Below are 25,700 nucleotides of genomic sequence, written 5' to 3' on the forward strand. Positions count from 1 at the left end.
ATAGCGTTGCGAGACCTGGGCCAGATCAGCGATGTCGGGCACCGGCCAGCCCTGGGCGGAGGCCAGCACGACCATCGCCCGCCGCAGACGCACCCGGTCTTTCGCGGTCCGGTTGACCCGCTGCAACCGCTGTCCCTCAGCCATCGACAGCGGCCTCACAAACACTCCCGGTGGTCGAGCCACGATCATCCTTCCCGGTCCCGCCATCACGTTCGGGACCAGGATGGGACACCACTCCGGAAAGATCAATTACGACACCAACCAACATTGACGAGGCACTAGAAGCACAGGGCCCCGGCGCGGTGCGGCAACACCGCTACCGGAGCCCTTCCTCGAAACCCATGCCCGCACGAGGCGAGCCCGGTCACGAGACGCAATCACAGGATAACCGGGTTCTCTCCGCGGGATGGGTCGTGCCCATCGAGATCGCCGCGCCGGCGCACCGCGCCGGCGCACACCTGAGGAGAGAACATGTCCAGAAATCGCACCGCACTGGTGATCGGCGGCGGGATCGCCGGCCCCGTCGCCGCCACCGCCCTGGTCAAAGCGGGCATCGAAGCAACCGTCTACGAGGCGTATCCCGAGGAATCGAACGGTATCGGCGGGGCGCTGGCCCTCGCCCCGAACGGCCTGGCCGCCCTCGGCATCGTCGGCGCCGACGACGCGGTTTGCTCCATCGCCAAACCGATCCGGCACATGGCGATGTCGGTCGATGGCAAGAACCTGGGCCGGTTACCGGCGATCCCGGATCTGCCGCCGCTCCAGGCCGTCGACCGCGGCGACCTTCACCGGGTGCTGCGAGCCCGCGCGCTTGCCGCCGGGGTGCGGTTCGAGTACGGCAAGCGACTGGTCGACGTCGACGACGGCCCGGCCGGCATCACCGCGCGGTTCGCCGACGGCTCGGTCGCCGACGCTGACGTCCTGATCGGGGCCGACGGTGTTCGCTCCACCGTTCGTACTTTGATCGACCCGAACGCGCCTGGCCCCGGCTACACCGGCATGCTCGGTTTCGAGGGCATTGCCGACACCACAATGGACATTGACCCGGATACGATGACCTCCGCTTTCGGCAAGCGCGCCTACTATCTGTACTGGGCGCAACCGGGCGGCGGGATCAAGTGGGGTGCCAACCTGCCTTCGCGGAAGTACCTGTCGCTCACCGAGGCGCGGGCCGTTCCGGCCGAGGAGTGGCTGCGGACGTTGCGGGAAACCTACGCTGATGATGTCCCGGGCGCGGAACTCGCCGCGCGGACGACCACGGAAACGCTGCAGGTCACCGGGGCGCTGCACATCATGCCGCCGGTGCCGCACTGGTATCGCGGCCGGATGGTGCTGGTCGGCGACGCCGTGCACGCGCCGTCCAACAGCACCGGCCAGGGCGCCTCGCTGGCCATCGAGAGCGCCATCGAGTTGGCGCGCTGCCTGCGTGACCTGGCCGATCCGGCCTCGGCGTTCGCCGCGTACGAGAGGCTTCGCCGAGAGCGGGTGGAGAGGATCGCGGCGCGCGGAGCGAAGGTCAACCACGCCAAGACGCCGGGCCCGGTGGCGCGGAAGGCGATGTCGCTGCTGATGCCGGTCATGTTCAAGGCGATCAACGTCGAAAAGATGATCGGGCGGGAGCAGCGCTACACGATCGACTGGGACGCTCCCGTGACGGCCGCGACCACCGTCACACCGGCGGCGTAGGCAGCCGTGTTTCATCGGTGAGGACCTTCCGGCGAATTGTGCCGTCGGAAGGTCCTCACCCGTCACCATCCGATGTGAACTATGCGTACCCTCTCGTCACGTCGTCGCCGGCCGTCGAGCCGGCAGATGGAAGATGGGAGCGGCCGGCGGTCAGTGGCCAGAGCGCCACGAAGACCACGACTCCGAAGGCCGCCAGCACCACCGCGGTCAACACGTTGGTCTGCCATACCCCCGCCAGGAGCAGAAACGCGGGAATCGCCCCGGTGACCCAGCCCTGGATCGCCGTGGCCCAGCCGGTATAGATGGTGAGCCGCTCGATCTTCAGCCCGAACAGCAGGAAGAACAGGAACCACAGGAACGACCAGTACAGCCAGATCACCCCGAAGGGAGGGTCGCCGAGGATGCGGAAGTTCGCGATGGAATAACCGATGGCCATGATCGAGACGAACAACGAGAACCAGCCGACACCGGTGGAGTCCAGTTCGGCCAGCAACCCTATGCCGACATAGAGATAAGTGAAGCCGAACAGGTAAATTCCCGAGGCGCCGAGAATCTTGGCGGGATCCCCACCCGCGGTGAAGATCAGATAGGTCGGTGTGATCACCTGGAGGGCGCCGACGAACAGATTGAACACGGCGCCGGCCTTGAAATCGATCTTCCCCAGGAGCATCACGCCGTTGAGGAAGAGCACCGCACCGACGAACAGGAGTCCCACGGACGCCATGACCATCACCTCCTAGCGTCGACGCCGGCTCACGTTCCTGGTTTCGGCAGGCGGGCGAGTGCCGGATGCGGCCGCCGTGCCGGCCCTCTGCCGGGTACTTCCGAAACGACTTCGGGCTCGTCGCGGGATTTCTCCGCGCGTTCGTGCGCGGCTCCCAGCTCCTTGGGCATCAGAAAGACATGGGGCGTGGTGAACACCCGGCGTGACGCCCCGCCGCATTCCGGACACAGCGACTCGGACGGTGCGCTGCCGAGGGGATGCCGTGTCTCGAATGGACCGCACTGTGCGCAGCAATATTCATACGTCGCCATCATCACCTCCAAACATGAGGGCATTTCACATGTATCGGGGTGAGTACTGATCCCTGAGCCTGAGTTGCTCGTCAAGGATTATCTCAGCAGAAACCAGACGCCGTTGGATGTCAAGGGCGGCCAGAAATGCGCCGGGGAGTTGACGGTAGATATACGCGACTGTTGCAAGGTCTTGATGTGCCGACGGTGGCGGCCCGGTCGCGGTCACGGCACGACCGGGCTTTCCGCACGTCACGTCACGAGGCAGGCCCCGCGCCATGGTGAGCGGGACCACGGGCAGGTTCAGCGCTGCCCGTAGCCCCGCAGCTTCTCCACCACATGCCTGATTTCGGCGGGCGGCAACAGGGTCGGGTTTCCGGCCGTCCGCGCGATCAGCCACACCTGGCACACCCACTCGAGCTGCTGCACCCGGTGGTAGGCCGCCTCGATCCCGTCGCCATAGGCGATGGTCCCGTGATTGGCCAGCAGACAGCCGCGACGCTCGTCGAGCGCGGCGACCATCGCGTCGGCCAGCTCGGTCGTGCCGAAGGTCGCGTATTTCGCGACCCGCGCACTCGGACCGATCGAAGCCACCATGTAATGGATCGGTGGCACTTCTTCGACCAAAGTAGACACTGCGGTGGCGTACACGGAATGCGTGTGCACCACCGCGTTGATCGGCTTGCCGTCGGGGTCCGCGGCCCTGCCGTAGACGGACAGGTGCATCGGCAGCTCGCTCGTCGGCTTCAGCTCACCGTCCACGATGGACCCGTCCAACGACACCACGGGTACGTCCTGTGTGCGCAGCGTCGCGTAGTCGACCCCGGTGGGTGTCACCGCCACCAGGTCACCCGAGCGCACCGAGATGTTGCCCGAGGTGCCCACGACCAGTCCGTCGGTCGTCATCCGTCGTGCGTACTCGCATACCGCGGCTCGTTGCTCCTCGAGGATCACAGTCGCCACAACCCCCTCGCCGCCGCGAGCGACGCCTGATAGTCGGCGTAACCTCCCTGGTAGAACTCCACATTCTCGGGAACGAACTCCACGGTGCGGGAGTTGCTCGCCCATACTTCCACGTCGAACGGCTCGCCGAGTGACTCCGCGGCCACCAGCACCGCACCGCGTGCGCCCACGCCGGGGTCGCTCGGAATCACGATCGGCCGGCCGAGCACGTCGGCGAAGATCTGCGTCCATTCGGCCGAGCGCACCCCGCCACCGCACGCGTACAGCCGGCCCGACAGCCCGGCCGCCTCCAAGCAATGCCGTGCCGCGTAAGCGATCGACTCACACAGCGCGCGCACCAGATCCGCCCGGCCGTGCTCCAGGCTCAGGCCGGAGAACTGTGCCCGCGCGGCGGCATCCACGAACGGCGCTCGTTCGCCGGAGGCGGACAGGAACGGCAGCGCCCGCACGCCGTGCGCGCCCGGGACACTCTCGGCGAGCAGCGCGCCGATCTGCGGCACCTCGATGCCGAGCAGCCGGCACACCCAGTCGATGCTCGCGGTGCCGACCATCGCGGGCATCGCGTGCAGGAACTCGCCGATGGCCGGCGTGGACAGGAACATCCCTGCCGGCTCGCCGTCGGCGTTGAACTCCGCGTTGTCGGTGAGCACCTGGCAGGCCAGTGTGGTACCCGCGATCAGGATGCCGTCGCCGGGCTTGCGTACGCCTGCGCCGATCGCGCTCGCCACCAGGTCGAACGGGCCGGCCGTGACCGGCAGCCCCTGCGGCAGGCCCAACAGCTCGGCGCCGTGCGCGTTGAGGTGGAACACCGACTTCGGCCGTGCCGGTTCGGCGAGCAGGCCGCGCCGGTGGGACAGTCCGCACGCCGCGATCGCCCGCTCGTCGTACTGCCTGGTGGCCGGATCGAGGAAGGGCAGTGACGCGTCCGACACGTCGACGGTGATCTCACCCGTGAGCCGTTGTGTCACCGCGTCCACGCAGTACCCGGCGACAACCGCCCGGTCGAGCGACTCGGGTTCGTGCTCGTCAAGATAGGACAGGATCGCGGCGGCGCAGCCCGGGAACATGCCGGAACCGGTGCGGCGGAACACTTCCCGCGTCACGCCATCCGCCTGCCACTTCGCCAGCAGGGCGTTCGCGCGCCCGTCGAGCCACGAGATGGCCGGACGGACGGCGCGGCCGTCTTCGTCGCGCAGCCACACGCCGTCGCCCTGGCCGGTCAGCGCGAGCGCGGTGACCGGCCCGTCGATCGCGGCCGCGACCTCGCGCACGACGGTGGCCACGGTGCCGACGACCTGGTCGAGGTCCTGCTCCACCCGCCCGCCCGGCAGATGCCGGACCTCCGAGGGCGTGCTCGCCTCGGCGATGGACACGCCAGAGCGGTCGAAGACGACGGCCTTTGTCAGTGAGGTACCGATGTCGACGCCGATGATCATTTCAGCACGTCCGGGTTCGCCACGTTCAGCAGCTTCTCACCCCGGGCGTAGCGGCCCACCTCGGCGGCGACGATCCGGGCCGCGCGTTCGGCCGTCTGCCGGCTGCATCCGGCCAGATGCGGTGTCGCGATCACGTTGGGCGCGTCACGCAGGGCCCAATCGGCGGGTGGTGGCTCGACGTCGTACACATCGAGCGCGAGCGCACCGAGCCGGCCACTGCGCAGCAGGTCGGCCAGGGGCGCGTAGTCGAGCAGCCCGCCGCGCGCCGAGTTGACCAGCACCGCGCCCTCCGGGAGCAGCGCGAGCTTCTCGGCGTTGATCAGGTGCCGGGTCTGCTCGGTGAGCCGCGCGTGCAGGCTGACCACGGGGCTACGGCGCAGCAGCTCGTCGAGCTCGACCAGCTCGGCGCCGTCGGCGGCGATCGCGGCCGGATCGGCGAACGGGTCCGCGACCAGGACCCGCGCACCGAAGGCCAGCAGCACCTTCGCGACCCTGGAGCCGATCGCGCCGTAGCCGACCAGGCCGACCGTGGTCCCCTCGATCTCCAGCCCCGAGTTGGCGTAGGCGTAGTAGTCACCGCGCCACTGGCCGGCGAGCAGCTCCGACGAGGCGGTCGGGATCCGCCGCATGGCGGCCAGGATCAGGCCGACCGCGAACTCCGCGGCCGCGGCGGCGTTGCGTCCCGGCGCGAAGGTCACCGCGACCCCGGCATCGGTGGCCGCGGCCAGGTCCACGTTCACCGGGCCACCCCGCGAGACCGACACCATGCGCAACCCGGGAGCGGCGGCGAAGACCTTCTTGGTGAACGGCGCCATCTGCGTGACCGCGACCTCGGCCCCGCCCAGCGCCTCGATCACCTGCTCCTCGGTGCCGCTCGCCTCGTTGACCTCGGCGACGGGGCCGAACGGCTCGACGGGCCAGGGCAGTGACAGCTGGGTGAACTCGGCGTCGGCGACCTCGGCGCGCACCGCATCGATGAGCAGCCCGGTCCCGACGAACTCGTCTCCTGCAGCGAGTATCCGCAACGTCTTTGTTCCTCTCACTGGTGCCTCAGTGGTGTTCGCGGCGTCAGCTCGCCGCGTGGACCTGCTCGTATTCGGTGATGCGCGCCACCTTGGCGGCACTGGCCGAGGCCGGGTCGAAGGTGTAGCCGAGCCATTCGGTGACGATCTTTTTCGCCAGCTCCGGGCCGATCACGCGCGAGCCGAACGTGATCACCTGGCAGTTGTTCGATTTGACCGAGCGCTCGGCGGAGTAGGAGTCGTGCGCCACGGCGGCCCGCACGCCGGGCACCTTGTTCGCCGAGATCGCCACGCCGATGCCGGTGCCGCACACCAGCACGCCGCGGTCGGCTTCGCCGTTCGCGATCTTTTCCGCGGCCGCGAGCCCCAGTACAGGGTACGCACGGTCATCGCTGGGGTCCGCGACCCCGACGTCGATCACCTCGGACACCCGCTCGTCACCGGCGAGCAGGTCCCGGAGCTCGTTCTTGAGCAGCGCTCCCGCGTTGTCCGCGGCCACCACAACCCGCATCAGTTGCCTTCCCTTTCCGCAACTTCTCCCAAAACGTCGCCGATCGCCGTGACGATCAGCGCGAACGATGTCGCACCGGGGTCGGCGTGCCCCCGGCTGCGCTGGGCCAGCCGCGCCGCCCGTCCCTTGGTGGGCAGCAGGTTCGCCGTCTCTTCCGCGGCGAGGGTCGCGGCCTGCGCGGCCTTGCGCCACGCGTCGGCGACGCCGGAGGCGGCCTGCTCGCGCAGCGCGGCCCGGAACGGTTCGATCGCGTCGAGCATGGTCTTGTCGCCCGGCTTGGCCTTGCCCAGTTCGACGAAAGCCCGGACCGCGTTGTCGACCGCGTCGGCGAGGGTTTCCGCGGTGATGTCGCCGCGCAGCCCCGCGCCGGTCTCCGCGAGCAGCACCCCATAGAGCGCACCGGACGCGCCTCCCGCCGCGTCCGCGAACGCGGTGCCGGCGGCCAGCAGAGAGTCCGCGATCGACTCGCCCTCGGCCCGGCGGGCCGCGGCCACGGCCGCCCGGATGCCACGGGTCATGCCGAGCCCGTGGTCGCCGTCTGCGGCCACCGCGTCGAGCCTGCCCAGCTCGGTCTCGTGCTCCTCGATGCTGTGCATCGCCGCGGTGAGTGCCCTGTCGACGAGTCCCGTCCCGGCGCCCTCGGGCCTGGCCAGCGCGTCGTCCACAGTGGACGACAGCGACACGGATCCGAGCGGGTGCCCGTCGCTGCGGTAGGCGGGGGAGGAGCACGGCGTGGCGTAGAGTTCGGCCAGCTCGTCGTCCAGCACCATCACCGACAAGGACACTCCCGCCATGTCCAGCGAGGTGACGAACTCACCGACTTCGATGTGCACCGGGTTCAGCCCGGCACCGGCCAGACGCTCGTGCACCCGCTTGTAGGTCACGAACATCTCTTCGTACTTGGTGCGGCCCAGCCCGTTGAGCAGCACCGCGACCCGGCCGTCCCCGCTCGGCAGCTCGGGCAGCAGCCCGTCCACCAACTCGTCGGCCAGCTCGACCGCGCCGAGGCGGCCCACCGTGCGTACCCCGGGCTCGCCGTGGATGCCAAGGCCCAGTTCCATCTCGGTGCCGGCGACGGTGAACAGCGGCTCGCCCGCGCCCGGCAGGGTGCAGCCGCCGAACGCCGCGCCGAACGTGCGCGTGTTCGCGTTCGCCTTCACCGCGGCCGCGTGGACGGCGTCGAGATCGTCGCCGCGCTCGGCGGCCGCACCGGCGATCCGGAAGACGAAGAAGTCGCCCGCGACGCCGCGCCGGCTCTCCGGCTTGTCCGCCGGGCCGCTGGCGATGTCGTCGGTGACCAGGATCGTGCGGTTTTCGATGCCCTCCGCCGCCAGCCGGCGTGCGGCGAGGCCGAAGTGGAGCACGTCGCCGGCGTAGTTGCCGTAGCCGAAGAGGACACCGGCGCCGCCGTCCGCCGCGCGGGCCGTGCGGTAGACCTGCTCCGCGCTCGGGCTCGTGAACACGTCGCCCACCACCGCGCCGGCGGCGAGACCAGGGCCGACGAGACCGGCGAAGGCCGGATAGTGCCCGCAGCCACCACCGATCACGACGGCGACCTTGCCCCGGCGCGGCACGTGGCGGCCGATCACGCCATAGGCATCGGGCACCTTGCGGACCTCGCGCCCGTACGCGGTGACGAACCCGTCGAGCCAGTCGCGTTTGAACGTTTCGGCGGTTCCCAGGACCGTCATGACCGCACCATCTCCAGTCTCACGCGGTTTTGCGCGCTACCGCGATCCCGTCCACGGGGCGCGAACTCCATGATCAACTCCATTTTTCGATGCTGGGCGCCCCGCAGCCGGGCCGGTGGGCCTTCGGCCGAGCGCGCTCAGTGGTCAACGAGGTGCCGCGACACCATCCGGCAGGGCGCTCCCGGAGAGGTAACCGAGCAACTTCTTCCGCACGTCGTCGTTGTTCTCCGCGATCTCCGCGGCCAGTTCGAGGGCGTCCGGCTTGGGCGGGTAGGTCGGGTTGGGCAGCGCGATGACGGTCAGGCCCGCGGCCGCGGCCGCGCGGATGCCGTTGCTCGAGTCCTCGACACCCAGGCAGTCCTCGCCGCGGAAGCCCAGACGGGACGCGGCCTCGGCGTAGACGTCCGGGTTCGGCTTGCCCCGTGGGACCTCCGCGCTGGACACCGTCGCGGTGAATTCCCGGGTCAGATCATGGGTCTCGAGCACCGCGTCGATCACGCGTCGCGCGGCCGACGACGCGAGCGCCACCGGCACTCGGGCGCTGACGTCGCGCACCATCGCGTCCGCGCCGGGCAGCAGCGGCGCTTCACCGGCCTCGATCGAGGCGATCATCCCGTCCACCACCGCGCGCTCCACCTGTTCCGGAGTCTCCGGGGTGCCGCTGCGGCGGGCCAGGTAGGTGGCCCACTCGGGGGCGCTCATGCCCTGGACGGTCGAGGTGTCCTCGGCGGTCCACTCCACGCCATGCTTGGCGGCGTAGGCGACCCAGTTCTCCTCCCAAAGGTGTTCACTCTCGACCAGGACTCCGTCGAGGTCGAACACCACCGCGGCGAACGCCATGCAACATCCCCTTTCACGCTCGGGATGTTAAGTTAACACCAAGGACGAGATTTGTCATGGGAGGCTGCGATGAGCGGCGGTGTGCCAAGCCGCGGCAATCATGGTGACCACCACGCGCGCCCCGAAGGCGCGCTATCGGGGCGGCGGGGTGCCCGTGTCGAGGACATGACTCGATCTCGGCTGGAGCGCCCCGTCGACACGATCGCGCTCGCGCGCAAACTCGCGGAGGAGAACGCATGAGCACGCTTCTGCTGGTCCGGCACGGCGAGACCGAGTGGCACGCCGAGAACCGGTACGCCGGCACCAGCGATGTCGCGCTGACCGAACGGGGCCTGCGTCAGGCCGAACGGCTGGGGGAGTTCCTCGCCGCGCAGCCCGAACCGCCGGTGGCGCTGTACTGTTCGCCGCAGAGCCGGGCTCAGCGAACGGCCGAGCCGTCCGCGAAGGCATTGGGCCTGGCCATCGAGACCGTCGAGGGGCTGCGCGAGGTCCACTTCGGCGTCGCGGAGGGCCGCGTGCTCGGCGAACTGCCCGCCGACCTCGTCGAACGCTTCCGCGCCGACCCCGTCGCCGGGGCTTTCCCAGGCGCGGAGCCGCCGGTGGAGGCCGCCGCCCGCGGGGTGCGCACCCTAAGGGAAATCGCCGCGCGCGAAGCCGGTGGCCGGGTGCTCGTGGTCACGCACAACACGTTCCTGCGACTGACCCTGTGCCAACTGCTCGGCATCCCGCTCGCCCGGTACCGGACGGTGTTCCCGCGGCTGGACAACGCCGCGATCACCGAGGTCACCATCGACGGGGAGAACATCGGCCTGCGGCGCTTCAACCAGCCGGCGGAGTGAGATGCTGAGCCGGTGACCGACAGCAAAGAAGCGAACGTCCGCAAGATCCTCGAGGAGGACACCGGGCGCCGTCACCAGACCGCGCGGCAGCGTAACCTCCGCCAGCAGCGGATCGCGGACTACGTGGTCAAGAAGGGCTCCGCGTCCGCGGCCGAACTGGCCGAGCTGACCGGCGTCAGCGTGATGACCGTGCACCGCGACCTGGATGAGCTCGCCCGGCGCGGCCTGCTGCGCAAGTTCCGCGGCGGCGTGTCCGCGCAGCCCTCGACGGTGTTCGAGAGCAATGCCGAGTACCGGCTGAACGCGCACGTCGAGACCAAGTCCGCGATCGCGCGGCTGGCGCTGAACTACGTCGAGCCCGGCATGTCGATCCTGCTGGACGACTCCACCAGTGCGCTCGCGCTCGCGAAACTGCTCGGCGAGGTCACACCGCTGACCGTGGCGACCAACTACCTGCGCACGATCGAGCTGCTCAAGGGCATCGACGACCTGCGGCTGATCTGCATCGGCGGCGACTACTCGCCGACCCACGACTCGTTCCTCGGCATGCCGTGCCTGGAGACGGTCGAGCGGATCACGGTCGACGCCACCTTCGTGTCCACGTCGGCGATGAACGCGGAGATGACCTTCCACCAGGAGCCGGAGATCGTCATGGTCAAGCGCGCGATGCTGGCCAGCGCGCAGAACCGGATGCTGCTGATGGACTCCAGCAAGATGCCGCGCACCGCGCTGCACCGCCTCGCGCCCCTCACCGACTTCGACCGGCTGATCGTGGACTCGGGTGTGCCCGAGACCCTCGTCGAGGAGATGCGCAGCCGCACTCACGTGGATGTGGCGAACATCTGATTTGCCATCACATCTTGCCTGTGAAATTCACATGGGTCATGATATGTCGAGCTTTGAGACCCATGGAGGCGTGACGTAATGAGTGTGACGGCAACATCGAGGTTGTCCGAGCCCGGGGGCGGCTTCGCCGGGCTCCTCAACAGGTGGGGACTCCCGGCACCGCTGGTGCTCGGGTATCTCGGCCTGTTGCTGTTCATGATCGGCGATGGCGTGGAGTCGGGGTTCATCGCGCCCTACATGGCCGACAACGGAGCCGGTGGTGAAATTCACGCGTCCTACGTGATCACCGTGTACGGCGTGGCGGTCATGCTCGCGTCGTGGCTCTCCGGTGCGTTGTCCGAGTTGTGGGGCCCGCGCCGCGTGATGATGGTCGGCCTGGCCATCTGGGTGATCTTCGACGCCCTGTTCCTCGGAGTCGCCGTGGCCGGCCAGAGCTACCCGCTGATGCTGGTCTTCTACGGCATCCGCGGTTTCGGGTACCCGATGTTCGCGTTCGGGTTCCTGGTGTGGATCACCGCGGTCGCGCCGAAGGCGCGGCTCGGCGCCGCGGTCGGCTGGTTCTACTTCGCGTTCACCGGCGGCCTGCCGACGCTCGGTTCGCTCATCGCGAGCTTCACCAACCCCGTCTTCGGCCACTACGGCACGCTGTGGCTGTCGGTCGGCATCCTCGCGCTCGGCGGCCTGATCTGCGTGTTCGGCGTGCGGGAGCGCACCGGTTACCAGCGGCTCGCGCCGCCGGAGGTCAAGCCGGTGCAGAGCCTGGTTTCGAGCGTGTCCATCGCCTGGAAGAAGCCGCGGGTCGGGCTCGGCATGATCGCCCGCGTGATCAACACGGCGCCGGAGTTCGGCATGCTGGTGTTCTTCCCGACGATCTTCGCCAACCAGATCGGCTTCGGTGAGGGGCGCTGGCTGCTGCTGGTGTCGGTCATCTACGGCACGAACATCTTCTTCAACCTGATCTTCGGTGTGCTGTCGGACAAGATGGGCTGGCGGAACACGATCTTCTGGTTCGGTGCGATCGGTTGCGCCATCTCGATCACGCTCCTGTACTTCGTGCCGATCGCCCTGGGCGCGGACTACTACTGGGTCGCGCTGCTCGTCGGTGCGCTCTACGGTGCGACGCTGGCCGGGTTCGTCCCGATCTCGGCGCTGCTGCCTTCGCTGGCACCGGAGAACAAGGGTGGCGCGATGGCGCTGCTGAACCTCGGTGCGGGCGCGGCGGCCTTCGTCGGGCCGGCGATCGTCAGTGTGTTCCTCGGTCCGGTCGGCGCGGCGGGCGTGGTCATCATCTTCGCGGCGCTGTACCTGGTCGCGGCGGTCATCGTGCGGTTCCTCAAGCTGCCCGAGGAGACCGGGGAGACGGCCGTGAAGGGCGCCGGCTCGCGAGCAGCTTCGACGGCAACCCGTTGACCGTCATCGGAATCGACGTCGCCACCGCGGGGGTCCGGGCCTTCGCGGTGGCCGACGACGGCCGGGTGCTGGCCCGGGCGTCGGGGTCGCTGCCGACCCCGGTCCGTACCGAGGATGGCCGCAGCGAGCAGGACGCACGGACGTGGTGGCCGGCGGTCGAGGCCGTGGTGCGGCAGGTGAGCGAGGGCCGGCCGGTCGACGCGGTCGCGGTGTCGGCCACCTCCGGCACGATCGTCGCGGTCGACCGGCACGGCGAGCCGGTGTCACCGGCGCTGATGTACGACGATCGGCGTGGGGCCCCGGACAACGCCAAGGCATCGGACCTGGGCGCGGACCGGTGGCGCGCGCTGGGCATGTCGGTGTCGCCGACGGCGGCACTCGGCCGGATCGCCTGGCTGCACCGGGAGTTTCCCGGTGCGGCGGGCATCCGGCACACGCCCGACCTGATCTGCGAGAAACTGCTCGGGGGACCGGTCGCGACGGACTGGTCACACGCGCTGAAGAGCGGGTATGACCCGCTGACCGGCGAGTGGGCGTCGGAGGTGTTCGACGCCCTCGGCGTGCCGCGCGAGTGGCTGCCCGACGTGGTGGCGCCGGCCTCGGTACTCGGCAAGACCGGCCGGCCGGTGGCCGGCCTTCCCGCCGGATGCCTCGTGGTGGCGGGCATGACCGACGGGTGCGCCGGGCAACTCGCGGCCGGCGCCGTGCTGCCGGGGACCTTCGCGGGCATTCTCGGCACGACGTATGTCCTCAAGGGAGTGACCGAGGAACTCGTGCTCGATCCGAGTGGCGCGATGTACAGCCACCGGCACCCCGACGGCTGGTGGCTGCCCGGTGGCGCGTCGAACACCGGTGGCGAGGGCGTGACCGGCGACCTGCCGCGACTGGACCGGCTCGCCGAGCGAGGCCCGGCCCGCGTGGTGGCCTACCCGCTCGCGCGGCCGGGCGAGCGCTTCCCGTTCGTCACCCCCGACGCGCGCGGTTTCGTGCTCGGCACCCCGGCGGACGAGGGCGAGTTGCACCGCGCGCGGCTGGAAGGCGTCGCGTTCGTCGAGCGGCTGGCGCTGGACCGGCTGCGCGAGCGCGGTGTCGAGGTACGCGGTCCGCTGCTGACCGCGGGCGGCGGCAGCAAGAGCCCACTGTGGACCAAGATCCGGGCGACGGTGACCGGGCTCGGCCTGCAGGTGTCGCCCCATGCGGAGACCGCCTACGGCGCGGCCCTCCTCGCCGCGGCGGCGACCGTCCCAGGTGGACTGGCGGAGGCCGCCTCGCGCATGCCTGTTGAAGGTACGGTGATCGAACCGGACGAGCGCGAGACGGACGCGCTGGCCGAGTCGTACCAACGCTTTGTGGCGGAGCTACGCGATCGCGGCTGGCTGTCGTAACTCCTGCGACGCCTGCCGCGGCAATTCCCGTGTCGGTGCGCCCTCGTACCGGCGTCCGGGCAGCAACTGTTCCCGCTTCATGATCACGCTGTGCGGCGCGACCTCGGTGCGCTCCCCGATGTCGGCGCCGTACAGCGGAACAGTCGCGCTGCCGAGCGTGGCATCCGCGCCGACGTGAATCCCGTCGATTTTGAGCACTCGATCTTCGAAGGTGTGGGCCTGAAACATCGCGCTGACCGTCGCGCCGTCCTCGATATCGAGCATGTCGGGATCGACGACCTGCGCGAAACCTTCCCCGAACACCACCCGCTTGCCGATCTTCATGCCGGTCCGGCGCAGATACACCGCCAGCAGCAGGGTGCCTTCCAGCGCCGCGAGCACCGGCGCCGCGACGAAACCCCAGGCGACGTAGAGAAAGTCCCACCGGCTGCACCAGCAGGACCACAGTGGGTGGATCCCCGGACGCACCCGGCCCAGCAGCCCCCATTTCAGGGCGAGCACGAACAGACAGAGCGCGCACCCGGTCGCCAGCGTGATCACCGGAACACCCAGCAACACCAACGGCACCGCCGGGAGCGCCCTGGCCAGCCGTTGCACGCCGAAGGCCCAGCCCAGCGCCGCCAGCATCGGCACGATCGGCAGGGCGAACCGCAGCCACTCCCAGAGCACCCGGGCCACCACCCTGGGCAGCGGCGGGGAGTGGGTGAGGGACCGGTCGACGGTGATGACCTCCCGCCGCGGCAGTTCGAACGGCGGATGCCCGAACCAGGACGTGCCCGGCCGGATCCCGGGGTCGCCGGCGACCGTCGATATCCCGATGAGAACGTCCCCTGGCACCTGCCCGCCGGCGGGGAGCACGGCATGGTTGCCGAGGAAGGTGTTGGCGCCCACGACGACGGGCGCCAGCGTGACAGCGCCCTGGTGGACTCGCGGCCCACCAAGGTAGATCCCATCGGCGAAGAAACTGTCCGGCCCGACCCGGACCAGTTCCGGTACCACGTCGATGATCGTGCTGATTTCGCAGCCGCGGCCGACCTTCATGCCGGCGATGCGCAACCACGCCGGCCAGAACAATCCGCCCGAGAGCCACCTCCCTGCCGAGCTCACCAGCCTGGCCTTCAACCACACGCGGACATACGCGCCACTCCACCGGCCGATCACGCTGGGCGATATCGTGCCGAGAAACCGGCACGCGAGCGCTTCCAGGCCCACCGTGATCACCAACGTCAGGCACCCGGAGCCCCCGATCGCCAGGAGCAGCGGCAGGTTGGCAAGGGGATGCGTGAGCGCGTCGAGCAACGACCGGTAGCTCAGCCCGAACCGGTAGGCGATCAGCACGGACGCGAGGACCGACGGCAGTGCGAGCACCCACTGGAGAAGGTCCCGGCTCAGCATCAGCAGCAGGCCGTGCACGATCGGCGGAAGCCCTGGCACAGCGGCGGGCGGCGGTGGCGCCCTGCCGGCCGGCCGGGCGGGTACGCCGTCCCACCGCTGTCCATCGGGTATGGCCTGGCCGGAGGGCAGCGATGACAGCGCGGTCAACCAGGCGTTCCGGCCGACCCGGGTGTGGGGGCTCACCCCGGCGCGGACGTCCAGGGTGGCGCCGGCGGCGACGGTGACCGGCCCGAGCACCAGCTGTCGCCGCTCCAGCTGGACCAGGCGGATCGACGCGTCCTGACCGATCGAAACGTCGTCGCCGATCTCCAGCATGTCCCAGCCGCCGCGAGTGAGGTCGACCCCGTGCTGGAGGTGCACTCGCCTGCCGATCCGCGCGCCCAGCGAGCGCAGGACCATGCAGTGGAACTCGGTGCCCGCGACACGTCTCCAGGGGATCAGCCGCATGAACTGCCGGACGATCCACATGCGCACCCCGAAACCACTCCACACCGACGCCCGGGTTGGCACGTACCTGCCGATGAGGGCCTTCTTCGCGTGAACCGCGATAACGATCGAAAGCGGGGAAAGCAGCGTCCAGCCGACCGTCAGGGCTACCGGAGCCAGGAAGATGAGCGGGATCAGCCCGAGGTGACCCGCTACCCACGTCAGCAGGTGGAAGAACACGAAATAGGCCGCCACCGAACCGGCGAACAGTTCGAGCGCCAGCCACAGCTGCTGCACGGCCGTCGCACCGATCGCGTTTCCGGGCGGTGCCCCGCATGCCGGTTCGCCCGGAGCGGGATCGGTTCGAGTGACACCCTCAGCGAGCCGGGCGAGTTCGGCGATCGTGCGGGCCTGATAGAGGTCGCGCACGGTGATCCCGGCGGTCGCCGGGTCCGCCCGCAACATGGTGACGACCATGGCGGCCGTCAGTGAACTTCCGCCCAGGTCGGTGAAGAAGTCGCGGTCTACGGCCGGCTCGCCGGCCAGTGACAGCGCGGTCTGCGCCGCGGCCGCGATGGTCCGTTCCATCGGGCTGCGCGCCGTCAACCCGCACTGCTGCTCGATCGTCAACGTCGGCAGGTCGGCGCGCCGAAGTTTGCCGCCGACGGTTCTCGGCAGTTCGCGCGTGATACCGAACACCGCGGGCACCATGTGGCCGGGCAACGTCTGAAGCAGCCGTTTTCGCAGCTCGGCCACGGGTGGAGGGCTTTCGGGGTGCTCCGGAACGACGTGGGCGGCCAGTGTCTGGCCCTGCACCCGACAAGCGGCTTCGCGTACTCCCGAGCACCGCGCGAGGCACGACTCTATCGCCTCTAGTTCGATCCGGTAACCGCGCAACTTGGCCTGGGCGTCGATCCGGCCGTGGAAGCAGCAGGTGCCGTCCGGCTCGGCATGGACCAGGTCGCCGGTGCGATAGATGCGGCCGAACCCGGGGTGCAGCGGGAACTTCTCCGCCGTCAGTTCGGGGCGGTTGAGGTAGCCGAGTGCGACGCCGGCCCCGCCCAGGCACAGTTCACCTTGGCCGCCGGGTGGCACGGGCCGGAGGTTCTCGTCGAGGACCCACGCCCGCATGCCCGGCACCGGGCGGCCGATCGCAACCGGTCTGCCCGCGACGATGTCCTGCCGCAGACAGGTCACGGTGCATTCCGTCGGCCCGTAGCCGTTCACCATGCGCCGCCCCGCCGACCAGCGCTGGGCGATGTCGTCCGGCAGCGCCTCGCCGCCGACGTAGAGCAGGCGGAGGCCGGGCAGTTCCTCCCGCGGGTTCTCGCACCCGGTAGTGCGCAGCAGCGTCGGGGGCGGGCACATGACGGTGACCCGTTCCCTGCGCAGCCACGGCACCAGATCGGGACCCAGCCGGGCGGTGTCGTCGTCCAGCACCACCACCGTCGCGCCGCTGGCCAGCGCCAGCCACACCTCCTCGACCGACGAGTCGTACGCGGCCGACGAGCCCTGCGCCACCCGGTCACCCGGCCCGAGGCCGAACTCCGCGAGGTCGCCCTCGACCAGGTTGACCACCCCTCGGCGGGGGACCAGCACTGCCTTCGGCCCGCCCGTACTGCCCGAGGTATAGGCGAGGTAGGCCACGCTGTCCGGTGCGGGGGCCGGCAGGCCGGCCGTCGACACGGCGAGAAGGCCGTCGGCCAGGATGATCGGACCCGCGTAGCGGATCCGGGCCGCCCGTTCGGCGCCTTCGGTGTCGGTCAGCAGTGCGCGGGCCCCGGAATCACCGAGGATGTGCCCGACTTGGTCGTCGGGAAACGATGGGTCGACACACACGTATGTGGAGGCCGACCGCAGCACGCCCAGTTGTGCGGCATACAGGTGTTCCGAGTCGCGGCGAAGCAGGATCGCTGCGACGCTGCCCGTGCCCGGCACAGTTTGCACAGCACGTGCCCAACGCTCGGACGTGCGCCGGAGTTCGGCGTATGTCACCGTCTTGCGCGGTCGTGCGGATGCCGGGGGAACATCGATGGCGACCTCGTTCGGCCAGGCCGCGGCGGCCCGCTCGAAGTACTCGTAGAGATCGCGCGGCCGTCCGGTCCCGAACCACGCTCGCCCGGCGGTCACCGGCATGTGCTGTCCACCAACGGCAGCAGGTGGTCGGCCAGGCATGGCCGCAGCCGCTCCTTCTCGGCCGGTGCCAGGTGATGGAAGCCGCCGATCCACTTCGCACAGTGATCGCTGCCGCACCGGCATGCAAACGGCTCTGCCAGTTCGAATTCCGTGGTGTTGTAATTGAAGGTGATCTCCTCTCGTGGCGCGATGAGCCGGAGCGAGAAAACGTCCCGGCCCCGCATCGTCGCGCTCGGAGAACAGCTGTGATTCATGAACCGCCAGTAGAACCGGTTTGTGACTTCTTCGGCGCCACAGTCGTCCGGCAGGTCCAGGTGAACGCCCGTGCCCACCTGTACCGAGTGCCGGGTCGGTGCCGGGGTGACCTCACCCTCGAGCCGGAACATCAGCGTGTCTCGCGGTATCGGATGGCGTGCCACCAGCGCGTATTCCCCGTTCACGCGGAGCACCGCGACCTGATCCCGGCCGCTGGGCCGACTCATGGTCTCCGTCATTGCGACCTCCTGCCGCCGGCTGGGTCCTCAAGTGACGCTATGACTCACTTTCGAGCCCACCATCGACGGGCACATCCCGCAATTTCGCGTCCGTTCAGGCGAGTGACAATCGCTCGCGAAAATAAACAATTAGTTCACGAAGAGGTACGACTACATGCGGCGTCGGCATCACTGCGCACCGTCCAGACGCGACGGACGCCGGCGCTGACGCGCAGTCATCAGCGGGACCGGTCCCACGGGGGCCGGTTAGGGTCGCGTCATGAACCGCGCAGCCGGCTTCGCAACCCTCACCGTACTGACGGTCCTGCTCGCCGCCTGCGGCACGACTTCGGGACCGGCACCGTTTTCCGGGCCCGGCTCGCCTGCCACCGTGGCGGCCTCACCGGAGCCCGCACATGCGCCGCACCGGTTGGTGTTCGACGTGTCCGGTACGGCCACCGTCCACACGCTCACCTACGTCATCGACGGGAAATCCACCGACGAGCACGAGATCACCCTGCCCTGGCAGATGACCTTCACGTTCCCGTACGGGACGGGCCGGCACGAATGGCGCCTGGTCCTGACCAATTCGGACGGAACCGTCAACGCTACCGCGACGGTCGACGGGCAATTGATGACAAACAGTTCCGGTAGTGGTGGTGGCACCCTGAACCTCGACGGCGACTTCACCGGCTGATTCGGCACACCGACGTCAGTTCGGGTAGCTGCGGCCCTTCCAAGCGGCGCCCCGGCCCCGCCAATGTTGCACGGCGGAATCCACTGTCATCAGCAAGTAGAGCGTCGCGGTGGCGGGCAGCAGCAGGGCCGCTGTCACCGGTTGCCGGTAGTAGCGGAGGATCGGGACGAAGGTCAGGGCCATGAGAAGCCACCCAACGGCTGCCGCGGCGCACGTCAGGCCGTCGCGCAGGAACGCACCGGCCACGGTCAAGGCAGGTGGCGCCAGGAACACGAGGGCCAGGCCGAGGACCGTACCAGCGAGAAGCAGTGGGGAGTGCCGTAGCTGGGTGTAGGCGCTTCGGGAAACCATCTGCCACAACGAATGTAGCGTCGGGTACGCGCGCGTGCTGCGGACGTGGTCCGCCAGCCCGAGCCAGATCCGGCCGCCGCTGCGCTTGATCGCCGTGCCGAGCGCGACGTCGTCGATGACCGCACCCCGGATCGCGGCGATTCCTCCGGCCCGCTCCAGCGCCTTGCGCCGGACGAGACAGCAGCCGCCGGCCGCCGCGGCCGTCCGCGCGCCGGGGCGGTTGACCCGGCGGAACGGGTACAGCATGGCGAAGAAGTACACGAAGGCCGGCACGACGAGCCGCTCCCAGCCGGTCCGGGTGCGCAGGACGGCCATCTGTGACACGAGGTCCCGGTCTCCGGCCGCTTCGACGAGAACCACCAGTGACCCGGGGTCGTGGGCGATGTCGGCGTCGGTCAGGAGAAAGTAGTCCACTGGTCCCGCCGCTGCCACACCATGTGCGACCGCGTGCAGCTTGCCCGTCCATCCGAGGGGCACCGGTCCCGGCGAGGTCACCGTCAACGGCAGTCCTCCGTGGTGGTGAGCGAGCCGTTCCGCCAGCGCGGCGGTGTCATCGCTGCTGCCGTCGTCCACCAGGACCACTCGCGCCGGCCCCGGATACACCTGGCCGAGCAGGCTCGGCAACGTCCGCGGCAACACGTCGGCCTCATCGCGCGCAGGTACCACGATGCCCACTGACGGCCAGCGCGCTGGTGTCCGCCGCGGGCCGAGCCGCTGGTCGGTCCGCCAGAAGCCGCCGTGAAACAGGGCCAGCCAGACCCACGCCAGCAACGCCACCCCCGCCACGACCCGCACCACGATCATGCGGAACACCCTGCCAAACCGAACTCTCGACAAACACCTCCGGCGACGCGGGGACCTGTCACAATACGGACATATGTTGACACGCAGCACAAGGGAGACGTGTTGTCCGCCCACATGGACCAGTTGATCGCCCAGTTCGAGAACTTCCAGGCCAAGGTGCGGCAGGCGGAGGCCCGCTTCGCCGGGGTCGCCGACATGCAGGAGCGGATCGCGCAGGTCGAGACCAGCGTGACCTCCCCGGACGGCAATGTCACGGTGGTCGCGGGCGCCGGTGGGGCCGTGACCAATCTCCGGCTCGCCCCAGGTGCCGTACGTCTTGGTTCGGACCGGTTGGCCGAGTTGATCATGACGACGATGCGTCAGGCTGTCGCCAGGGCTGTCCAGCAGCAAGCCGGAATCGTGGACGACGCCTTCGGTGACGCGTTCGGAATCAACACCTCGGAGCAGGTTCGCCAGGCCCAGGCCGAGGCGTTCGGAACCGTGGGGCAGGAGCCTGCATCGCAGCAGCAGGCACCGCAACAAGCGCCGCGGCCCGGGCGCCGGCCCAGCCCGGGGGACGACGACGACTACTTCGACCAGGACTCCATCCTGCGCGGCTGACCGATCGATTCCAAGGACGGCACGATGTCAGACGGAATACAGACAAATATCGACGCGATCTCCGCTTACGCTCGGCAGCTCCCCTTTTATGCACAGGAAGCGGACAAGTTCGGCGGCCTGATCGACGCCGCCGACGTCACCAACGAGGCGTGGGGAGTCGTTGGCATCTTCGCCAAGCAGGGCTACACCGACCGCCTGGCCGAACTGCGCTCGCTGCTGACGGACCTGAAGGACGGCGTGGACGGGTTCGTCACCAAGCTGAACAAGGCGGCGGAGATGTACCAGGGCGTCGAAGATGCCGGAAAGGTCACCTTCGGCCGGCACCAGGCGGAAATCGAGGCGATCGGAGAGCACGGTTCATGACGGAGAAGAAAAGCATCGCCGACACCTTGAACGTCGAGGCGTATGACGAGAGCACGAGCGCGAACCTCGATCGCGCGATGGGGAATGTGCCGGTGGCGGGCACGATCTACAAATCCGGCAAGTCGATCGCCGCGCACGCCCAGCAGGCAGCCCAGGCGGACAACCCGGGCGAACTGGCGTCCGCGGGTGCCGCGCTGGTCGGCGACGGGGCGGCGTTCGTCGGCTCCGCCGCCGCAGACATGGTCACCTTCGCGATGGACCCGATCGGCTGGCTGGTCAGCCACGGGCTGAACATGCTGCTCGAACTGGTCCAGCCCCTGCAGGACGCCCTGCACCAGGTCACCGGGGACGGACCCGCCATCGGGCACGCTTCCGAAAACTTCGTCACGATCGCGGAGGGTTTCGTCTCGCTCGCCGAAGACTTCGAGAAGACCGGCGACACCGCGCTGGCCGAGTGGGTGGACGAGGCCGGTGCTGCGGCGAAGGAAGCGCTCGGCGACTTCTCCTCCGGCATCCGCGGTATCGGCTCGGCGGCCGGTTCGGTCGCCGAAGTGCTGCAGATGTGGTCGATGGTCATGCAGGTGATCGAAGAGGTGATCAAGGCGATCATCACCGAACTGGTCTCCTGGCTGATCACCATCTGGCTGCCCGCGCTGGCCTCGTCGGTGATCAGCTTCGGTGGCTCGGTCGCCGCCGCGATGACCGCGTCCATCGCCAAGGCGGCCAGCGTGCTGCAGAAGGTCACCCGTTACCTTGGTAAGTTCGGCAAACTGCTCGACACCTTCATCAAGTTCCTCGAGAAATACTCGACGAAGGTGGTGGAGATGACCAGGAAGTTCAGGGTCGGCACCTATGCCGGTGAGTCGAAGTTCTCGCTGAGAGTCTTGGAGAAGACCGCCGGGGTGCCGCTGACCCCGAGCAACCGGATGCTCACCACCATGTTCAACACCTCGGTCGGCGCTGGCCCGTTGATCTCCGGCGCCAGTGTCAAGGCCGGTATTGCAGTTGCAAAAACTGTCGGCAGCGAAGGTAAGGACGCCGTCACCCCCGAAGGAGACGAGCCGTGGTTCAACAAGAGCGAAATTGGCGGGGACCAGAGCCCGGAGGAAACCAGGAGGAACCTCGACATCTAGCCGCCGAGTTGCGCGAGTTCGCCGAGCAGGCGCCCACCGGGGCCGGGCGGCGAGCAGCGCGGAAAATCTTTGCTCACCAAGAGCGCCTGGAGGAGAGGACGGCCAGGGTCCTGGTTCGTCCCGGGTTCCGGGAACGGGTCGAGGAGTTGATGCGGGGCCAATGGCGCGAGCCGGTCATCGTGCTCCGCCTCGGTGACACCGACCTGGGATTCGACGTGCCCGGCAGGCGCTTGGACGGCACGGTCAAGGGGAAGAAGCTCGTCCGGCGCTTCTTCTGGAACGTCGCACGCGGTATCGGTGGTGCGGCCGTAGTCGTTTTTGCTTTGGCGAACGGTGCCGGCAGTGGTGGCGGAAAATGGGGTCATCCATTCCAGCGGGAAATCCGCGTGAAGGGTCCGGCGAACGCGATGGCGCTCGACCTGCTCGACAAGCTCCGGTCCGCGAGCGGGCCGTGGCTGGTGTGCTCGCCCTCGTGGATCGCGGTGGTGGACACCGGATCCACCTATCTGGACCCGGCCGACGCGCCCCAGCCTCAGATCATCTGGCAGGCACGTAAACCGCAGGCGCCGGATCTCAGCTTCCGCACGCGGACCATGACCTGGCCGGACGGCTCGAGTTTCAGGTTCCCGCTGCAGAGCCGCACCGAGGAACAGCATCTGCGGAAGTACCACGAGTTCCCGGACGTCATCCACTGGAACGGGCGAGGAGTGGGCTAACTCGACGCTCTCACTCCGGTCCGCTGCCGTAGGGGCGCGTGAGGATCTCCAGAGCGTGCCCGTTGGGGTCGTCGAAGTAGACCCCACGGCCGCCATCCCTGGTGTTGATCAAGCCCGCGTTGTTGTGTCCGGGGTCGGCCCAGTACATCAGCTTCTTTTCCTGGATCCGGCCGAAGATCTCGTCGAACTCCTGCTCGCTGACCAGGAACGCGTAGTGCTGTGAAACGATCTCGCGATCGGTCTCCAAATAGTCGAGGCTCACCGCGTTGGCCGTCTCGACAGTGAGGAACGGGCCGAACGCGGTCGGTGGTTGCAGCCCGAGGATCTCGACCAGGAAGTCGGCGGCAGCCCGCTTGTCCCGGGCCGCGACGATCGTGTGGTTCAGTTGCACCGCCATGGTGCCCTCCCTTCGGGTCGGGAAACACACCATTGACGGTATGACCTCAAGCACGGTGGAAGTCAAGGCCTTCGCCGCAGTGAGCTCCGATGAACTCGTCGACGCCGGCTTCCCGATAGCTATCAAGACGTTTCAGGATCGTTTCGACAGCGCTGACGAGACCGTAATCGGCGAGCTACGTCCGCACCGCATTTGGTCTTCCGTCCAGCGCGAACGGCCGGCCCGCCGCGATCGCCTACCAGCTGAACTCCCGGACCGAGCCGTTCCGGCCATTCGGCCTGGCGGCCCTGACCGCCGACACTACCCATCTGGTGTCCAGAACCACGTTCGCGGCTCGAAAACCATAGGCAACTTCGGTAAGCGATCTTTCCGGGAAAGGATTTATCCGCAACGGTGATCGCAGATGATCGCTGCTGTCACATCGGGTCGTTTATCGGGAAATCATAGCGGGGTTTCCCTGACGCGGAATCGATGTCGTCCTCCATAGTGGATGGTCCGGCCGACGGAACCCGGACCGCACCCGAGCCGACGGGGTTACCCGAGAGTTCGCAGTCCCTCGATGGGGTGATCATGACCCTTGCGTGTCCGCTGTGACGAAGCTGTGACGGAATGGTGACGGTGGTGACGCAAAGTCTTCGGCCGTCGGTCCAAACCAATCCGACATGATCGAATGAAAGAGGAGGTTCACCGCGGTGAACAACGCAATCGAGGAACTGGAAATGCAGCATGCTGAGGTGCTGCCGGAGCGGGCTGCCCTGTGTGGCCACGGCGGCGGGCTGCTGGGCCTTGACCTGGATTTGGACCTGGACCTGGACCTCTGATCGTCAGCATTTCCACGCCGGTCTTCCCCGCGCAGCGATCAGGCTGCCGGGGGAGACCGGCGTTTCTCGTTCACTGTGGACAACAGGCCGGCTGCTGCCGCTTCCCTGGTCAAGGGAACGGTCGGGCCGAGTCGGCCTTCATGCGGGCCAAGCGATCGGTGCCCACGGGCGATCGCATCCCTGGGGTGGCGAGCCCGCTGGCGGCGGAGCGTCACCGGACCGCCTTCGTCAGCGTGGTGAAGTCGTCGTCGGACAAGGTGACCCCGGCGGCCGCGACGTTGTCTTCGAGGTGGGCAACGCTGGACGTGCCGGGGATCGGCAGCATCACCGGAGACCGCCACAAAAGCCAGGCCAGGGCCAGTTGCGAGGCCGTCGCACCGTGCTGCTCGGCCAGTTTCTCCAGCGGGCTGCCCGGCCCGGCGAGTTCGCCGGTGGCCAGCGGGAACCAGGGGATGAAGCCGATGCCTTCCCGCTCGGTGTGTTCGAGAAGCGGTTCCGCGGACCGGTTGGCCAGGTTGTACAGGTTCTGCACGGATACGATGCCCACGACCTGCTGAGCCTGCCGCAGTTCGTCGACCGTCACCTCCGAGAGACCGATGTAGCGGATCTTGCCCTCGTCCTGGAGCGTCTTGAGTTCGCCGACCTGGTCGGCCAGCGGCACCTGGGGATCGATGCGGTGCAGCTGGAACAGGTCGATACGCTCCAGTCCGAGGTGCCGCAGGCTCAGTTCGGCCTGCTGACGCAGGTATTCGGGGCGGCCGACGGGCGCCCACCGGTCCGGTCCCTGCCGGGTGAGCCCGGCCTTGGTGGCGATGACCAAGTCGGCGGTATAGGGGTGCAGCGCCCGGTGGATCAGTTCCTCGGACACCGTCGGGCCGTAGGAGTCCGCGGTGTCGATGAGGTTCACGCCGAGTTCGACCGCCCGGCGTAGCACTCGGACCGCTTCGTCCTCATCGGCGGGGTAGCCCCAGATGCCAGGGCCGGTCAGTTGCATCGCGCCGTACCCGAGCCTGGTCACCGGTAGCTCGCCGGCGAGGGAGAACTGGCCCGAAGCCTTGGCCGGAGGTTCCTTGCTGCTCATGACCTGGCTCCCACCTTGGTCGTGGCGGATGACCTTTGATTCCGCACACGGAACCGACCGTGCGGTTACCCCGGGAGCCGGGACCAAAACGTGAGAGAAACCCGTGAACTTTCGCGGATTCGAGTCACCGAGAGCGGCGTCGTCCGGGCTTGAACACGCCGAGTGCGGCAACGGTGAGGTAGAGCACGAAGGCCACGGAGGGGGCGATGATCAGGGTCGGTCCGGGCGAGTAGAGGCTGGCGAACAATGCCCCGGAGTCGCCGCGTGGCGCGGTGGCGGCGACGGCCTCGGCGGCTCTGGGACGCAGCGCGAACCAGACCATCGGGACGGCCACGGTGCTGATCACCGTTTTCGCGGTTGCCCAGGAGTCGCGGCGGAAACTCCAGGGGCCGACGCGCATCAGGAGGAAGCCGGTGGCGATCGCGGACAGGCTCAGCGGCAGCGCCAGGGTGTCCAGCAGCACCTGGATCACGAGGTAACTGGCGTACCGGTCGGCCGGCGCCGCGGCGGCGTGCGCTCCCAGGACGAGCAACACGATGTCGAGTCCCAGCCAGCCGAGCGAGGACACCAGGTGCGCGATCAACGCGATCTGCCGCACACGCCGGCGGGGGCGGCGGTTGGCCGGCGCGGCGACCTGTGGCGAAATCATGCAGCCATCGTTCAA

26 protein-coding genes are annotated in these 25,700 nt (G+C 68.6%); 12 read left to right on the top strand and 14 right to left on the bottom strand.

Annotated features, from left to right (window positions below; translation table 11 throughout):
- Nucleotides 1-471: 471 nt before the first annotated feature.
- On the top strand, nt 472-1,686 hold the full coding sequence (locus tag A3CU_RS0126340) for an FAD-dependent monooxygenase (protein ID WP_027944829.1): 1,215 nt from the start codon (nt 472-474) through the stop codon (nt 1,684-1,686).
- A gap of 79 nt (nt 1,687-1,765) precedes the next feature.
- Here the strand turns inward: A3CU_RS0126340 and A3CU_RS0126345 are convergent, their stop codons facing one another.
- The 8 genes from A3CU_RS0126345 to A3CU_RS0126375 form a co-directional block, all read right to left on the bottom strand.
- Nucleotides 1,766-2,410 carry an AmiS/UreI family transporter gene (locus A3CU_RS0126345; RefSeq protein ID WP_027944830.1) on the bottom strand — a complete coding sequence of 215 codons (645 nt, stop codon included), beginning with the start codon at nt 2,408-2,410 and terminating at the stop codon, nt 1,766-1,768.
- 29 nt (nt 2,411-2,439) lie between these two features.
- The gene (locus tag A3CU_RS51420; protein ID WP_342668935.1) at nt 2,440-2,745 is read right to left on the bottom strand and encodes an FmdB family zinc ribbon protein; all 306 of its coding nucleotides are present in this window, start codon (nt 2,743-2,745) and stop codon (nt 2,440-2,442) included.
- A 258-nt stretch (nt 2,746-3,003) separates the two neighbouring features.
- The gene (locus tag A3CU_RS0126350) at nt 3,004-3,654 is read right to left on the bottom strand and encodes a class II aldolase/adducin family protein (RefSeq protein WP_027944831.1); all 651 of its coding nucleotides are present in this window, start codon (nt 3,652-3,654) and stop codon (nt 3,004-3,006) included.
- Entirely contained in the window at nt 3,651-5,099 is a 1,449-nt protein-coding gene (locus A3CU_RS0126355) for an FGGY-family carbohydrate kinase (RefSeq protein WP_027944832.1), read from the bottom strand. The genes A3CU_RS0126350 and A3CU_RS0126355 overlap by 4 nt, the downstream gene beginning before the upstream one ends.
- Nucleotides 5,096-6,124 carry a 2-hydroxyacid dehydrogenase gene (locus A3CU_RS0126360; RefSeq protein ID WP_027944833.1) on the bottom strand — a complete coding sequence of 343 codons (1,029 nt, stop codon included), beginning with the start codon at nt 6,122-6,124 and terminating at the stop codon, nt 5,096-5,098. Before A3CU_RS0126360 ends, A3CU_RS0126355 begins: the two co-directional genes overlap by 4 nt.
- Before the next feature lie 43 nt (nt 6,125-6,167).
- Nucleotides 6,168-6,632: a ribose-5-phosphate isomerase gene (locus tag A3CU_RS0126365; protein ID WP_027944834.1), complete on the bottom strand. Its 465-nt coding sequence runs from the start codon at nt 6,630-6,632 to the stop codon at nt 6,168-6,170.
- The gene (locus A3CU_RS0126370; RefSeq protein ID WP_027944835.1) at nt 6,632-8,323 is read right to left on the bottom strand and encodes a dihydroxyacetone kinase family protein; all 1,692 of its coding nucleotides are present in this window, start codon (nt 8,321-8,323) and stop codon (nt 6,632-6,634) included. The genes A3CU_RS0126365 and A3CU_RS0126370 overlap by 1 nt, the downstream gene beginning before the upstream one ends.
- A gap of 144 nt (nt 8,324-8,467) precedes the next feature.
- On the bottom strand, nt 8,468-9,163 hold the full coding sequence (locus A3CU_RS0126375; RefSeq protein WP_027944836.1) for an HAD family hydrolase: 696 nt from the start codon (nt 9,161-9,163) through the stop codon (nt 8,468-8,470).
- Between the two features lie 236 nt (nt 9,164-9,399).
- On the opposite strand from A3CU_RS0126375, the gene A3CU_RS0126380 reads away from it, so the two are divergent.
- The 4 genes from A3CU_RS0126380 (at nt 9,400) to A3CU_RS0126395 (ending at nt 13,643) form a co-directional block, all read left to right on the top strand.
- Nucleotides 9,400-10,002 carry a histidine phosphatase family protein gene (locus tag A3CU_RS0126380; RefSeq protein ID WP_027944837.1) on the top strand — a complete coding sequence of 201 codons (603 nt, stop codon included), beginning with the start codon at nt 9,400-9,402 and terminating at the stop codon, nt 10,000-10,002.
- A gap of 45 nt (nt 10,003-10,047) precedes the next feature.
- On the top strand, nt 10,048-10,848 hold the full coding sequence (locus tag A3CU_RS0126385; protein ID WP_027944838.1) for a DeoR/GlpR family DNA-binding transcription regulator: 801 nt from the start codon (nt 10,048-10,050) through the stop codon (nt 10,846-10,848).
- A 78-nt stretch (nt 10,849-10,926) separates the two neighbouring features.
- On the top strand, nt 10,927-12,258 hold the full coding sequence (locus A3CU_RS0126390) for an MFS transporter (RefSeq protein ID WP_027944839.1): 1,332 nt from the start codon (nt 10,927-10,929) through the stop codon (nt 12,256-12,258).
- Nucleotides 12,255-13,643: an FGGY-family carbohydrate kinase gene (locus tag A3CU_RS0126395; RefSeq protein WP_027944840.1), complete on the top strand. Its 1,389-nt coding sequence runs from the start codon at nt 12,255-12,257 to the stop codon at nt 13,641-13,643. The genes A3CU_RS0126390 and A3CU_RS0126395 overlap by 4 nt, the downstream gene beginning before the upstream one ends.
- On the opposite strand, the gene A3CU_RS46685 is transcribed toward A3CU_RS0126395, so the two are convergent.
- Together A3CU_RS46685 and A3CU_RS0126405 are read right to left on the bottom strand one after the other, a co-directional pair.
- The gene (locus A3CU_RS46685; RefSeq protein WP_052372197.1) at nt 13,617-17,600 is read right to left on the bottom strand and encodes a non-ribosomal peptide synthetase; all 3,984 of its coding nucleotides are present in this window, start codon (nt 17,598-17,600) and stop codon (nt 13,617-13,619) included. The two genes, A3CU_RS0126395 and A3CU_RS46685, sit on opposite strands and share 27 nt — an antisense overlap.
- Nucleotides 17,591-18,094, bottom strand: coding sequence for an SET domain-containing protein-lysine N-methyltransferase (locus A3CU_RS0126405; protein WP_027944841.1), 504 nt, complete (start codon nt 18,092-18,094; stop codon nt 17,591-17,593). The genes A3CU_RS46685 and A3CU_RS0126405 overlap by 10 nt, the downstream gene beginning before the upstream one ends.
- A 259-nt stretch (nt 18,095-18,353) precedes the next feature.
- Here A3CU_RS0126405 and A3CU_RS0126410 point away from each other — a divergent pair, with 259 nt between their 5' ends.
- Complete coding sequence (locus A3CU_RS0126410; RefSeq protein ID WP_027944842.1) at nt 18,354-18,770, top strand: hypothetical protein; 417 nt, start codon at nt 18,354-18,356, stop codon at nt 18,768-18,770.
- 15 nt (nt 18,771-18,785) lie between these two features.
- On the opposite strand, the gene A3CU_RS0126415 is transcribed toward A3CU_RS0126410, so the two are convergent.
- Nucleotides 18,786-19,925 carry a glycosyltransferase gene (locus A3CU_RS0126415; RefSeq protein WP_027944843.1) on the bottom strand — a complete coding sequence of 380 codons (1,140 nt, stop codon included), beginning with the start codon at nt 19,923-19,925 and terminating at the stop codon, nt 18,786-18,788.
- A gap of 102 nt (nt 19,926-20,027) precedes the next feature.
- Between A3CU_RS0126415 and A3CU_RS0126420 the strand changes: the two genes are divergently transcribed.
- The 4 genes from A3CU_RS0126420 (at nt 20,028) to A3CU_RS0126435 (ending at nt 22,737) form a co-directional block, all read left to right on the top strand.
- Complete coding sequence (locus A3CU_RS0126420; protein ID WP_027944844.1) at nt 20,028-20,525, top strand: YbaB/EbfC family nucleoid-associated protein; 498 nt, start codon at nt 20,028-20,030, stop codon at nt 20,523-20,525.
- A 24-nt stretch (nt 20,526-20,549) separates the two neighbouring features.
- On the top strand, nt 20,550-20,888 hold the full coding sequence (locus tag A3CU_RS0126425) for a hypothetical protein (RefSeq protein WP_027944845.1): 339 nt from the start codon (nt 20,550-20,552) through the stop codon (nt 20,886-20,888).
- Nucleotides 20,885-22,021, top strand: coding sequence for a hypothetical protein (locus A3CU_RS0126430; protein ID WP_027944846.1), 1,137 nt, complete (start codon nt 20,885-20,887; stop codon nt 22,019-22,021). The genes A3CU_RS0126425 and A3CU_RS0126430 overlap by 4 nt, the downstream gene beginning before the upstream one ends.
- Before the next feature lie 149 nt (nt 22,022-22,170).
- Entirely contained in the window at nt 22,171-22,737 is a 567-nt protein-coding gene (locus tag A3CU_RS0126435; RefSeq protein WP_245617351.1) for a hypothetical protein, read from the top strand.
- Between the two features lie 10 nt (nt 22,738-22,747).
- Here the strand turns inward: A3CU_RS0126435 and A3CU_RS0126440 are convergent, their stop codons facing one another.
- The gene (locus A3CU_RS0126440) at nt 22,748-23,134 is read right to left on the bottom strand and encodes a VOC family protein (RefSeq protein ID WP_027944848.1); all 387 of its coding nucleotides are present in this window, start codon (nt 23,132-23,134) and stop codon (nt 22,748-22,750) included.
- Between the two features lie 40 nt (nt 23,135-23,174).
- Here A3CU_RS0126440 and A3CU_RS52740 point away from each other — a divergent pair, with 40 nt between their 5' ends.
- Nucleotides 23,175-23,531: a hypothetical protein gene (locus A3CU_RS52740; protein ID WP_156960557.1), complete on the top strand. Its 357-nt coding sequence runs from the start codon at nt 23,175-23,177 to the stop codon at nt 23,529-23,531.
- A gap of 295 nt (nt 23,532-23,826) precedes the next feature.
- Nucleotides 23,827-23,955, top strand: a complete 129-nt coding sequence (locus A3CU_RS55200) for a hypothetical protein (RefSeq protein ID WP_281174149.1) — start codon at nt 23,827-23,829, stop codon at nt 23,953-23,955.
- Between the two features lie 211 nt (nt 23,956-24,166).
- Here A3CU_RS55200 and A3CU_RS0126450 read toward each other — a convergent pair whose 3' ends face one another.
- Nucleotides 24,167-25,036: an aldo/keto reductase gene (locus A3CU_RS0126450; RefSeq protein ID WP_027944849.1), complete on the bottom strand. Its 870-nt coding sequence runs from the start codon at nt 25,034-25,036 to the stop codon at nt 24,167-24,169.
- Between the two features lie 124 nt (nt 25,037-25,160).
- A complete protein-coding gene (locus tag A3CU_RS0126455) occupies nt 25,161-25,685 on the bottom strand; it encodes a hypothetical protein (RefSeq protein ID WP_027944850.1) in 525 nt (174 codons plus the stop codon).
- Nucleotides 25,686-25,700 lie beyond the last annotated feature (15 nt).

The organism is Amycolatopsis taiwanensis DSM 45107, from assembly GCF_000519205.1.
Classification (GTDB): Bacteria; Actinomycetota; Actinomycetes; order Mycobacteriales; family Pseudonocardiaceae; genus Amycolatopsis_E; species Amycolatopsis_E taiwanensis.

Coding starts and splice junctions, on each gene's coding strand:
- A3CU_RS0126405 (WP_027944841.1), bottom strand. CDS start 18,094: ATGACGGAGACCATGAGTCGGCCCAGCGGCCGGGATCAGGTCGCGGTG.
- A3CU_RS0126425 (WP_027944845.1), top strand. CDS start 20,550: ATGTCAGACGGAATACAGACAAATATCGACGCGATCTCCGCTTACGCT.
- A3CU_RS52740 (WP_156960557.1), top strand. CDS start 23,175: ATGACCTCAAGCACGGTGGAAGTCAAGGCCTTCGCCGCAGTGAGCTCC.
- A3CU_RS0126380 (WP_027944837.1), top strand. CDS start 9,400: ATGAGCACGCTTCTGCTGGTCCGGCACGGCGAGACCGAGTGGCACGCC.
- A3CU_RS0126410 (WP_027944842.1), top strand. CDS start 18,354: ATGAACCGCGCAGCCGGCTTCGCAACCCTCACCGTACTGACGGTCCTG.
- A3CU_RS0126435 (WP_245617351.1), top strand. CDS start 22,171: ATGCGGGGCCAATGGCGCGAGCCGGTCATCGTGCTCCGCCTCGGTGAC.
- A3CU_RS0126450 (WP_027944849.1), bottom strand. CDS start 25,036: ATGAGCAGCAAGGAACCTCCGGCCAAGGCTTCGGGCCAGTTCTCCCTC.
- A3CU_RS0126355 (WP_027944832.1), bottom strand. CDS start 5,099: ATGATCATCGGCGTCGACATCGGTACCTCACTGACAAAGGCCGTCGTC.
- A3CU_RS51420 (WP_342668935.1), bottom strand. CDS start 2,745: ATGCCCTCATGTTTGGAGGTGATGATGGCGACGTATGAATATTGCTGC.
- A3CU_RS0126365 (WP_027944834.1), bottom strand. CDS start 6,632: ATGCGGGTTGTGGTGGCCGCGGACAACGCGGGAGCGCTGCTCAAGAAC.
- A3CU_RS0126375 (WP_027944836.1), bottom strand. CDS start 9,163: ATGGCGTTCGCCGCGGTGGTGTTCGACCTCGACGGAGTCCTGGTCGAG.
- A3CU_RS0126415 (WP_027944843.1), bottom strand. CDS start 19,925: ATGATCGTGGTGCGGGTCGTGGCGGGGGTGGCGTTGCTGGCGTGGGTC.
- A3CU_RS0126370 (WP_027944835.1), bottom strand. CDS start 8,323: ATGACGGTCCTGGGAACCGCCGAAACGTTCAAACGCGACTGGCTCGAC.
- A3CU_RS0126440 (WP_027944848.1), bottom strand. CDS start 23,134: ATGGCGGTGCAACTGAACCACACGATCGTCGCGGCCCGGGACAAGCGG.
- A3CU_RS46685 (WP_052372197.1), bottom strand. CDS start 17,600: ATGCCGGTGACCGCCGGGCGAGCGTGGTTCGGGACCGGACGGCCGCGC.
- A3CU_RS0126345 (WP_027944830.1), bottom strand. CDS start 2,410: ATGGCGTCCGTGGGACTCCTGTTCGTCGGTGCGGTGCTCTTCCTCAAC.
- A3CU_RS0126390 (WP_027944839.1), top strand. CDS start 10,927: ATGAGTGTGACGGCAACATCGAGGTTGTCCGAGCCCGGGGGCGGCTTC.
- A3CU_RS0126430 (WP_027944846.1), top strand. CDS start 20,885: ATGACGGAGAAGAAAAGCATCGCCGACACCTTGAACGTCGAGGCGTAT.
- A3CU_RS0126340 (WP_027944829.1), top strand. CDS start 472: ATGTCCAGAAATCGCACCGCACTGGTGATCGGCGGCGGGATCGCCGGC.
- A3CU_RS0126455 (WP_027944850.1), bottom strand. CDS start 25,685: ATGATTTCGCCACAGGTCGCCGCGCCGGCCAACCGCCGCCCCCGCCGG.